This is a genomic window from Staphylococcus sp. HMSC072B07 (assembly GCF_001815505.1).
GTDB lineage: Bacteria > Bacillota > Bacilli > Staphylococcales > Staphylococcaceae > Staphylococcus > Staphylococcus simulans.
In genome coordinates this window covers 35,616-48,517 of the sequence record NZ_KV820945.1, presented here as the reverse complement: position 1 = coordinate 48,517, position 12,902 = coordinate 35,616, and the positions used below count along the sequence as shown (strand labels likewise).

The window sequence follows — 12,902 nt, the reverse complement described above, 5'->3', positions numbered from 1 at the left end:
GTCGTATCCACATTGTCTACACCAATCACTTCATTAACCGCTGGTGTAGTAACTTCTGTCACCGCTTCTTGTCCAGGTGTTTTCGTTGTCGTTGACTCGCCCGGTACGCCTGGTGTCACCACTTGTGTATCACCTGTACCTGCGTCTGAATCAGGGTTCGCAACGTACGTTGTTTCTGGCGGAATTTCTGTTGTTGTCGTTGATGTTGTGCCGACACCCACTTCAATAATCAAGTCTTGTTTTTCTACTAGCACTTGATCTGTTGATAATGGATTTTCTAGCTCGCCTGTTTGCGGATTCACCGTATAAGTTACTGTTGTTTGCGTTTGTCCTGTGATACCTGTTTGCAGTACATTTTCTGTACCTTGAGGTAGATTAGGATTATCTTTGTAAACCACATTGTAAGGAACGTCAGCTGTTGTGACTTGTGTCGTACCTTTTTCAATCACTTCATCAACAGCTGGTGTTGATGTTGTTGTGATTTGCGGGTTACTTAAAGCACCCGTTGAAGGATTCACGCTATACGTTGTTGTTGTTTCTGTACCTGTTTGACCTGGTGTTTGTACATTCGTATAAGTTGTTGGTGCATCAACACCTACATATTTCGTTTCATAAGGTACTTGAGTTGTTTCTGTTGTTGTATTGCCGACTTTCACAATAGTATCTGTCGGTAAGTTATCTGGGTCGTTTGGATCTCCAGGTGTACCTGGTGTTGTAGATGTTTGACCTGCAGGCAACGTCGCATCTGGTTGATAAATGATGCCGCCTTCTACCGGTCCATATTCCACAATACGATTCACCGCATCTACTGTTGTCGTTTGTGTTTGTGGATTTGTTAACGCACCTGTTTGATTATCTACCTCATACGTTGTTGTTGTTGTCGTTGTACCGTTCGTACCTTCTTGTGCGACATAATCTGTTGTACCTACAGGAAGGCTTGGGTTATAACGTACGATTGTTTCGTATGGAATGGTTGTTTCTGTACGTTCTACGTTATTCACACCAATAATTTCATTCACTGCAGGAATCGTTGTTTCCGTAACCGCTTCTTGTCCTGGTGCTTTCGTTGTCGTTGATTCGCCTGCTTGACCAGGGACTGTCACAGTTTGTGTTCCGACAGGTTGCGTATAATCTGGATTAGCTTCGTATGACGTAGTCGGCGCAATCGGTGTTGTCGTTGTTGTCGTTACGCCTGTACCGACTTCAATAATACGATTGATTGCTTCTTGTGTTGTCACTGTAGAAGAAACCGGGTTTTCTAAAGCACCTGTTTCCGCATTGAGTGAATAAACTGTCGTTGTTTGTGTTTGACCTGCTGAACCTTCTTGAAGCACATTTTGTGCACCTTCAGGTAAATTAGGATTTTCTACATAAACCGTTTCATATGGTACAGCACTTGTTGTGACTTGAGTTGTGCCTTTTTCAACAACTTGTGTGACAGCTGGTGTTGTATTTGTCGTCACTGCTGGATTGCTTAATGTACCTGTTGTTGGATCCACATCATACACTGTTGTCGTTGTAGATGTACCATCTTGACCTGCGACTTTCACATTTTCATAGCCTACTGGTTCAGTTGTTGGAACATATTGCGTGTCATATGGCAACGCATCCGTTGTTGTAACTTGGTTACCCACTTTCACTACTGTTTCAGTCGGTAGGTTATTCGGATCATTCGGGTCGCCTGGCGTACCTGGAATTGTTTCTGTTTCACCATATGGCAGATTCGCATCTGGTTGATACACAATCGTACCTTCAACCGGACCATATTCTACAATTTTATTGATAGGTGCTGTTGTGCTTTGTGTTACTTGCGGATTAGACAATGTACCTGTTGTGCTGTCTACATCATATGTCGTTGTCGTTGTTGTCGTACCGTCTTGACCTTCTTGTACCACTTGATTCACTGTACCGACAGGTAAATCCGGATTATAACGGATGATGGTTTCGTACGGAATTGTTTGTGTTGTCGTATCCACATTGTCTACACCAATCACTTCATCAACAGCTGGTGTTGTTGTTTCAGTGACAGGCTCTTGACCTGGTGCTTTCGTTGTTGTCGATTCACCTGGCTTACCTGGTGTGATGACTGTTTGATCACCTGTGCCTGGGTCTGCATCTGGATTTGCGACATAGTTTGCCTTAGGTTCAATCACATCTGTTGTCGTAACAGTTGTGCCGACACCTACTTCAATAATGCGTGTTTGTGCACCAGATAGAATTGTTGTTTCTGACGTTGGATTTTCTAACGCACCTGTTTGACCATTTACTTGGTAAGTTGTTGTTGTTTGTGATGTGCCAACGCTACCTGCTTGAATTTCATTTTGTGTACCTGCAGGTAAATCTGGATTTTTTCTATATACTGTGTCGTAAGGAATATCCGTATTTACAACTTGTACTGTACCTTTTTCAATCACTTCAGTTGTTGAAGGAATTGTCGTTGTTATAGTTGCTGGACTTTCAAGTGCACCTGTTTCTGGGTTCACAGTATACGTTGTCGTTGTTGTCTCAGTACCATTTTGACCTGGTGTTTGAACATTTGTATACGTTGTCGGTTCACTAACACCTACATATTGTGTGTTATAAGGAACTGGGCTTGTTTCTGTTGTCACGTTGCCCACTTTTACCACAGTATCCGTCGGCAGATTATTCGGATCATTCGGATCTCCTGGTTGACCTGGTACTGTACTTGTTTGACCAGCTGGTAATGTCGGGTCTGCTTGATATGTTGTACCGCCAGCAACTGGTCCGTATTCTACAATTTGATTTATTGGATCTATTGTTGTTGTTTGTGTGTTCGGATTAATCAATGCTCCTGTGTTTGTATCAACTTCATAAGTTGTCGTAGAAATAGTTGAACCATTTTGTCCTGTTTGTGCTACATAATCCGTTGTGCCGACTGGCAGATTCGGATTATAACAGATAATTGTTTCATATGGTACATCCGTTTCTGTTTGTGTCACATTGTTTACACCAATGACTTCATTCACAGGTTGCGTTGTTGTTTCAGTGACCGCAGGTTGTCCTGGTGCTTTCGTTGTTGTCGATTCACCTGGCACACCTTCTGTGATCACTGTTTGTTCTCCGATTGGCTGCGCTGTATCAGGGTTTGCGGTGTAACTTGTTGTTGGTGCGATTGGTGTCGTAGTTTGTGTCGTTACACCTGTACCGACCTCAACAATACGGTTTTGTACTTCTTTTGTTGTTACTGTATTTGAAGTTGGATTTTCTAACGCACCTGTTTGCGCATTTATTGTATAAGTTGTTGTTGTTTGAGTTTGTCCTGTAATACCTGCTTGAATTTCATTTTGTGTACCTGCAGGCAAGTCTGGATTTTCTCTATAAATTGTTTCGTAATTCACATCGTTAGTTTCAACTTGCGTTGTACCAATTTCCACAACTTGTGCAGTAGCTGGTGTTGATGTTGTTGAAACTTGAGGGTTCGTCAACGCTCCAGTTTCCGGATTCACATCATACGTTGTTGTCGTTGTTTCTGTACCGTTTTGACCTGTCGTTGCAACATTTTCATAACCCACAGGCTGGTTTACACCGACATATTGTGTTTCAAACGGAACATCTGTTGTGCTTGTATCTACGTTATCAACACCTACAACTTGGTCTACAGCCGGAACTGTCTCTGTGACAGGTGTTTGACCTGGTTCAGTCGTTGTCGTTGTTGAACCTGCTTGTCCTGGCGTAAGAACAGTCGTACCGCCCACACCTGCATCACTATCTGAATCCGCAACATAGATTGTTTTCGGTGGCAGCTCTGTCACTTCAGTTGTTGTGACACCTGTACCACGTTCAATAATACGATCTTGTTTTTCAACTTGTGTTGTTGTCACAGACACTGGATTTTCAAGTGCACCTGTTGTCTGATTTACAGTATATGTTGTTGTGATTTCTTCTTGTCCCACAATACCTGCTTGAACCTCATTTTCAGTTCCTACTGGCAAGTTCGGATTATCGACATACGTTGTATTAAATGGAATATCGTTTGTTGTCACTTGTTTTGTACCGATTTCAATCACTTGTGCCACTGGTTGTTCTGTCGTCGTTGTTGTTTCTGGAGAAATCAATGCACCTGTATTCGGGTCGACTTGATACGTTGTTGTTGTCGTTGTTGTACCATTTTGACCTGATGTCGCCACATTTTCATAGCCGATAGGTTGATCTACTGCTACATATTGCGTATCGAATGGAATCGTATCTGTTGTTGTGTCTACATTATCAACACCAATCACTTCGTTGACAGGCGGTGTTGTTGTTTCAGTAACTGGATCTTGTCCTGGTGCTTTCGTTGTTGTTGATTCACCTGGTACACCTTCTGTAATCACTGTCGTGTTACCGACACCTGCATCTGGGTTCGGTGCTGCTTCATACGTTGTCGTCGGCGGAATCACTGTTGTGTCTGTTACTGTCACGCCAGTGCCGACTTCTACAATACGATCTTGTTTTTCAGTCAGCGTTACTGTATTCGCAACTGGATTGTATAACTCTCCAGTTTCTGGATTCACGCTATAAGTTGTTGTCGTTTGTGTCTGCCCAATGACACCTGCTTGAAGTTCATTTTGTGTGCCTTCCGCAAGGTCTGGGTTCTCTCTATAAATCGTTGTATAAGGTACTTCAGCTGTAGTGACTTGTTGCGTACCGATTTCCACAACTTCTGTCACAGGTTCTGTTGTTTGATTAACTGATGTCGGATTGCTTAACACACCTGTATTTGGATCCACCTGATACGTTGTTGTAGTAGTCGTTGAACCATCGACACCTGTTGTTGCAACATTTTTATAATCTGTCGGTTGATCTACTGCCACGTATGTCACATCATGTGGCAAGACAGTTGTCGCAGTATCGACATTACCTACTTTAACAACCGTATCTGTCGGTAAGTTATTTGGATCGTTTGGATCTCCTGGTACACCTTCAGTAGTCGTTTGTTGGCCTACTAGTAAGCTTGGGTCTGGTTGATAAATTACTTCTCCTGCCACTGGACCATATTCAATAATACGATCAACTGGCGCAGTTTCTGTTGTATTAATCGCAGGATTTAATAATGCGCCTGTATCTGGGTCAACTTCATACGTTGTCGTTGTTGTTTTAAGACCCGTTTGCCCTTCTTGTGCCACTGAATTCGTTGTACCCACTGGTAAATTCGGATTATAACGTTCAATCGTGTTATACGGAATATCTTGTTGTGTCACATCCACATTATCTACGCCAATGACTTCCGTCACAGGTTCTGTTGTCGTTGTCGTAACTGCCTCTTGCCCAGGTTCTTTGACTGTCGTTGATACACCAGATTGACCTTGTGTAATAATCGTTTGTTCGCCGACACCTGGATCATTATCAGGATTTGCTTGATAAGTTGTTTCAGGTGGGATTGGTGTTGTCGTAGACGTTGTTACGCCTGTACCCACTTCAATAATGCGGTCTTGCTTTTCAACTAATGTCGTTGTGTTTTCAACTGGACTTTCTAGTGCACCTGTTTGTGTGTTCACTGTGTAAGTCGTTGTTGTTTGTGTTTGACCTGTAATACCTGTTTGAACTTCATTTTGTGTACCTTGTGGTAAATACGGATTTTCTCTGTAAATCGTTTCATATGGGACATCCGCTGTTGTTGTTTGAACTGTTCCTTTTTCAACCACTTGTGTCACTGGCGCAATCGTTTGAACTGCAGTCACAGGGTTTGATAGTGAACCTGTGTTTGGATCCACTTGATACGTTGTTGTGGTAATCGTTGTACCGTCTTGACCTTGTGTTTGAACATTTGTGTAATCTGTCGACTGACTCACACCTACATATGTTGTTTCATATGGTTGTGTCGTCACATCCGTTTGCACATTACCCACTTTGACAACTGTATCTGTCGGTAAGTTATTCGGATCATTTGGGTCTCCAGGTGTACCTTCAATAGTATTAGTTTGATTATAAGGTACATTACTGTCAGGTTGATACACGACATTGCCTGCGACAGGACCATATTCCACAATCTGACTCACTGGTTCTGTTGTGTTTGTTTCTACTTGCGGATTTAATAATTGGCCTGTTGTCGGGTCTACTTCATACGTAGTTGTCGTTGTTGTAACGCCATCTTGACCCTGTTGAACGACTACATTTGTACTGCCTGTCGGCAAGTTCGGATTATAACGTGTAATCGTATCATAAGCTGTCGTGCTCGTTGTAGTATCCACGTTATCTACACCAACCACTTCATTCACTGGTTCTTTAGTCGTTGTAGTGACCGCTTCTTTACCTGGCTCTTTTACCGTTGTCGCAACACCTTCTTGACCAGGCACTAAGATAACTTGGTCTCCTGTGCCAGGGTCTGCATCAGGGTTCGCTTGGTAAGTTGTTGTCGGTAAAATCGGTGACGTTGTAGATGTCGTTACGCCTGTACCTACTTCAATAATTTGGTCTTGTTTGTAAATCGTAGTTATTGTGTCAGATGTCGGACTTTCTAACGCACCTGTTTCTGGATTTATCGTATACGTTGTCGTTGTTTGTGTCTGACCAACTACGCCTTGTTGTACCACATTTTGTGTGTCTTGTGGTAAATCTGGGTTTTCTCTATAAATCGTTTCATATGGGACATCCGCTGTTGTCGTTTGAACCGTTCCTTTTTCAACCACTTGTGTAACTGGTCCAATCGTTTGAACAGAAGTGACCGGATTTGATAACGCACCTGTATCTGGGTCCACTGTATACGTCGTTGTCGTAGCTGTTGAACCTTCTTGTCCTTCTGTTCTGACATTTGTATAATCTGTCGGTTGACTCACACCTACATATTGCGTGTCATAAGGTAATGTTGCGAGTTCATGTGTTGTATTACCTACTTTAATCACTGTGTTTGTAGGCAGATTATTCGGGTCATTCGGATCGCCAGGCGTACCTTCAACCGTCGTTGTTTCATTATATGGCAGGTTCGGGTCTGCTTGATAAATCGTTTCTCCGGCAACCGGACCATATTCGATAATTTGTGTCACAGGTTGTGTTGTCTCTGTTGACACTTGTGGATTAGACAGTTGTCCTGTCGTTGTATCTACGTCATACGTTGTCGTTGTCGTAATCACACCATCTTGACCTGGTTGTGCCACTACATCTGTACTGCCTACTGGCAAGTTCGGGTTATAACGTGTTTCTGTTTGGTACGGAATTGTTTCTGTTGTTGTATCTACGTTATCCACACCAATGACTTCATTCACAGGTTGTGTCGTAATTTCAGTGACTGGCTCTTGACCAGGTTCTTTCGTAGTTGTCGTTTCACCTGCTTGTCCAGGTGTTATTACTGTGTAATCACCTGTGCCCGCATCTGGATTAGGGTTTGCTTCGTAAACCGTTGTCGGCGCTATCGGATCTGTAGTCACAACAGTTGTACCTGTACCGACTTCAATAATACGGTCTTGTTTTTGAACTGTTGTCGCATCTGTTGATGATGGATTTTCTAATGCGCCTGTTTCAGGATTCACTGTATACGTTGTTGTCGTTGTTATTTCCCCAACCACACCTGGTTGGATTTCATTTTGAACGCCTACAGGTAAATTCGCATTTTCTTGATAAATCGTTTCATATTGTACTGGTGTTGTCGCAACTTGGACTGTTCCTTTTTCAACCACTTCTGTCACAGGTTGTGTCGTTTGTGTTGAAATAGATGGATTAATCAATGTACCCGTATTTGGATCGACTTCATAAGTTGTTGTCGTTGTCGTCACACCATTTTGACCCGCTGTTTGTACATTTGTATAATCTGCCGGTTGATTAACACCTACATATTGCGTGTCATAAGGTAATGTTTCATTTGTTGTATTGACATTACCGACATACACAATAGTATCCGTTGGTAAGTTATTCGGATTATTTGGATCTCCAGGTGTACCTGGTACTGTATTTGTTTGGTTATATGGCAAGTTCGGGTCGACTTGATAAACCGTATTACCTTCAACTGGTCCGTATTCTACGATACGCGGTGTTGATGGAGACACTTCTTCCGTTGTCACCGGATTAGATAACGCACCTGTTGCCGGGTCAACTTCATATGTCTTGATTGTCGTTGCGGTACCTTCTTGTCCTTCTTGAACGACCACATTTTGTGAACCAACAGGTAATGTTGGGTTATAACGGTTGATTGTTTCATATGGAATCGGTGCTGTCGCTGAATCAACATTATCTACACCGATGACTTCATTAACCGCTGGTGTGGTTGTCGTTGTAACCGCTTCTTGACCTGGTTCTTTCACTGTTGTTGACACACCATCTTGACCTTCAACAACCACAATTTGGTCACCTGTACCTGAATCTTTGTCAGGGTTCGCTTGGTAAACCGTTGTCGCTGGAATTGGTGTAGTTGTGACAGACGTCGTACCTGTACCCACTTCAATAATACGGTCTTGTGCTTGTACTAAAGTATCTGTATTTGAAACAGGACTTTCTAATTCACCTGTTGTGCTGTTGATTGTATAAGTTGTTGTTGTTTGTGTTTGACCTACCACACCTTCTTGCAACACATTTTCTGTGCCTTGTGGTAAATCTGGGTTTTCTCTATAAGTCGTTTCATATGGTACTTCTGCTGTTGTAACTTGGACTGTCCCTTTTTCAATTACGCGATTTTCTGCAGGCACTGTTTCTGTATTAGTTTGCGGATTAATCAATTCACCTGTTTGAGGATTGACCTCATATGTTGTTGTCGTTGTTGTTGAACCATCACTGCCTTCAGCCACTACATTTCTATACGTCGTCGGTTCATTCACACCAATGTATTCCGTACTATGAATAATTGGTGTTGTTGATGTGCTGACATTACCAACATAAACAATTGTGTCCGTCGGCAAGTTGTTTGGATCGTTCGGGTCCCCTGGCGTGCCTGGCACTGTATTTGTTTGGTTGTATGGTAAGTTCGGGTCGACTTGATACACTGTATCGCCTGCGACTGGTCCATATTCATAGACTTGGTCAACTGGATTGATTGTATTTGTCACAGTTTGCGGGTTAGATAATGCACCTGTTGTCGCATCTACATCATACGTTGTTGTCGTCGTTGTTGAACCATTTTGTCCCTCTTGAACTAACGTATTCGTTGTTCCTACTGCTAAATCCGGGTTATAACGATACACCGTATTATATTGAATCGGTGTCACGTTAGTATCAACATTATCCACACTGATGACTTCATCAACAGCTGGTGTTGTCGTTGTTGTAACTGCTTCTTGACCAGGTTCTTTTACTGTTGTTGCGACACCATCTTGACCTTGCGTCACAACTGTTTGGTCTCCAACTCCTGCATCAGGGTTTGGATCTGCAACATATGTCGTACCTGATGGAATCGGTGAAGTTGTTGATGTTGTCACACCTGATCCTACTTCAATAATTTGATCTTGCTTTTGTGTTAATGTCGTTGTTGATGTTGTCGGATTTTCTAATGCACCTGTTGTCTGGTTCACTGTATAAGTCGTTGTCGTTTGTGTTTGACCTGTTACCCCTTGTTGAACAACGTTTTGTGTACCTTGAGGTAAGTTTGGATTTTCTCTATAAATCGTTTCATATGGTACATCTGCTGTTGTTGTTTGAACTGTTCCTTTTTCAATGACTTGTGTTACAGGTTGAACTGTCGATGTAGTAGTCACTGGATTAGATAATTGACCTGTTGCTGGGTCAACCGTATAAGTCGTTGTCGTTGTTGTTGATCCTGCTTGGCCTTGTGTACGCACGTTTGTATAATCTGTTGGTTGGTTTACACCGACATATTGTGTGTTGTAAGGAATAGTTGTTGTCGTCGCTTGTACATTATTCACACCTATAACTTCGTTTGTTGGCTGTTGTGTCACGTTCACAATAGTATCTTTACCTGGTTCTGTTGTTACAGTTTGTGAACCTGGTACACCTTCTACCACAATCGTTTCAGTACCAAGCGGTTTTGTCGGGTCTGAAACAGCTTGATAACTTGTACTTGGCTCAATTGTTTCTACGGTTGTTTGCGCCGGCACAGCTTCAGGGTTGACTGAGTTATTACTGATTAACACAATTCTTTGAATCGTATTTAAGTTTAAAGTACTTAAGTCTTTACTGCTTGTACCTGAAGGTGTTGAGCTGGCACTTGTAGATTCTGCTGTATTATAAGTTGGTGTACCTGTAGAGAAACCTTTTTGTGCTGCTTGTAAATCTACAACGTCAGACCAAACTGTATCCGCATCTGCACTTTGATTTGGATCACTAAAGTGTGTCGCATTCCAAGTTTTAACAATATAAGAACCATTCCACTTCATATAACCTGGAGAGCCAGGATCCATATAAATCAAGTTCGGCTTACTGCCATTTGTACTTTGACCACTTGTGACAATACTATTCTTTTGGAAGTTGATATAGTTCGCATTATCAAAGATAAATTGGCGGTTTTGACTTGTTCCGCCTAAAGGAATCGATAAAACTTCCGCGTAATAGTCACGGTTATCTGTACGCAAGTCTAATGTCGCATTATCTTTCACCCATAATAATGCACTTTGCGTACCTGTCGCATTAATGTTGACTAAGTCATTATAAGCGCCGACTTGTGTCTTAGTATCTGGGTTCCATTGATGGTTTTTTGCATCTAAGAATAATGTCGCGTACTCATCAATTAAAATTTGAGAGTTACCATCTAATCCTATCAGGTTGTTGTTTGAGTAATCACCCGCACGATGTCCATCGGAATATGCGATGAATTTAGAGTATTGGCCAACTTCGAAAGTACTGCCAGTCCCCATATCTACAATGTTACCGTTACCTTTTTGACTGATATTGATTGTAGAATTCGCACCTGTGTAAAGCGTGCCATCATTCGCAAAGTCAAAAATATTTTGACCTGTAATATTTAATGTCGAACCATCACCGATTAACACAGAGCCGCCATTACCGACTTGGAATGCAGTTGTGCCGTTCGTTGTGCCCCATGGGTTGGTTGGCGAAACGTTCATTGTAATATTTGAATTCGTACCTGTTGTAATTACACCGCCATCAACGACTTGCAGTGCGTTACCTAAACCAGTACGTGTAATATTAACTGTCGCATCTGCCGCAATATTGATATTCTTCGCACCAATGTTTGAACGGTTTAAAGTACTGTCATTACTAATTGAACTGAAGTTGCCGCTAATATTGACATTCACGTTTTGGTTTGCGAGTGTACTGCTCACCAAGTTACTGCCAGTATGTTTGACGTTATTGAACGAGATAGTGTTGTTAGTCGTCGTACTTGCGCCGAAGTTTACTAAACCACCTGTATTGCCTGTTGTAATATTCATATTTTGATACGTCATATTCCAACTGCCTGATGTTGCTGGGGCGTTAATAATATTCGTTCCCGTATTCAACGTATAACCGCCACCATCAATCGTCACAGAGCGTCCTGTTGAAGTTTGAAGGTTCGGTGAGCTTGTACCTGTGATATTGCCAGTCAATTGAATATTAGAGACTGTTTTGTCATTTAACGCCGCAATAAACTGATCCCACGTGCTGACTTGTGTCGCAGGTGCTGGTGCTGCATATGCTGAAAATGCCATCATACGAAACATCGGTGAAATACTTGTTGAACTTGATGTCGTTGATGATTGTGTAGATGTTGTTAATGGTAATTCGCCCACAGGATCACTGCCAGGTGCGCTCGATGTATTCAGTAAATAAGAAGTCAATAAAGCACCTGCGATTTCTTCATCTGTCGCAGTATTCGCATCTACTGCCATACCATCTACCACTTGTTGTGCTGCTTCAGGTGATAAATTTTCTTCAGTTGCTAAATAATCTGTTAAAGCGCTTTCCTTATCTGTACTGCTATCCAATGTTTGTGATAAATCTTGAGACAATGTCGGTGTTGGTGATTCAATAGATGAAATCGTTGTGTCATTCGTTGAATTTGGCGTAGAAGTATCATTAGCTGTACTATTTGTAGTGTTATTATCAGTTGTTGATGGTGCATCTGACGTTCCTGTTGATGTATCTGGATTTGATGTATCATTTGATGGTGCCGCTTGAGATTCTGATGATGTATCATTTGATGGTGTTGTTTGAGAGTCTGATGAAGTGTCGTTTGATGATGAAGGTGCGTCTGTTGAAGGTGTTGTCTTAGTATCAGGAGTACTTTGTGTTTGAGATGATTCATTGGATGATGGCTGTGAAGGTGTTGGTGTTTCTGAAGGTGTTGATGTTGAAGATTCTTGATTAGAAGGTGTTGAATCTTGTTCTGTAGTCGTATCTGGTGCTGGCGCAGGGTCAGTTGTTGGCGCAGACGTCTCACCAGATGGCGTGGATGTCGCAGGTGTTTCTGTTGTTTCAGTTGTATTTTGAGCCGGTTCTTGTGGTGGAGAGGTATCAACTTGTGGTGCTGTTTCTGTCGTATTCGTCGTTGTTTCTGGCGTATTTGTTTGTGTCTCTTGTGTCGGTGTAGTTTCTGTAGTTGACTCAGTTGTTGAAGTGTCGCCACTTCCCGTCGAGCTGCTTGAGCTGCTGCCTGATGAATCAGATGTGCTGTTTTCAGCTGCTCTTGCTTCATCGTTTACTCCTAAAATCAACATTGTTCCTAATAGAATCGAAGCTGTTCCTACGGTAAATTTACGTATAGAATACTTGTTCCGTCTATTCGGAAGAAAATCTAATTTTTTCATAGAAAAAATTCCTCCTCGTTTTCTCCAAACCTTTGTTTCGCTTGTTCAACATTTAGTTTCGTTTAAAAATTGCTAATTGAGTTAATTATACTGAAATTTCAAGAAGTGTCTATAACTATTTTAGTAAATTTCAAAAGTTTCACACTTTTTTATTATGATAAATATTTTTAACATGAAATTTACTTTTGTACACTTCCTCGTTACGTTTCTCTTATCCCTATGTATCAAAACTTAAACATTTATAATTTTGCATCATCGTATGGCAATAAACAGACT

1 protein-coding gene is annotated in these 12,902 nt (G+C 41.8%); it reads right to left on the bottom strand.

Features of this window, described 5'->3' with window-relative positions; genetic code table 11:
• Positions 1-12,626: G5 domain-containing protein (locus HMPREF3031_RS13360; RefSeq protein WP_142351325.1), on the bottom strand; the 12,626-nt coding region annotated here is incomplete at its 3' end.
• Between the last annotated feature and the right edge of the window lie 276 nt (positions 12,627-12,902).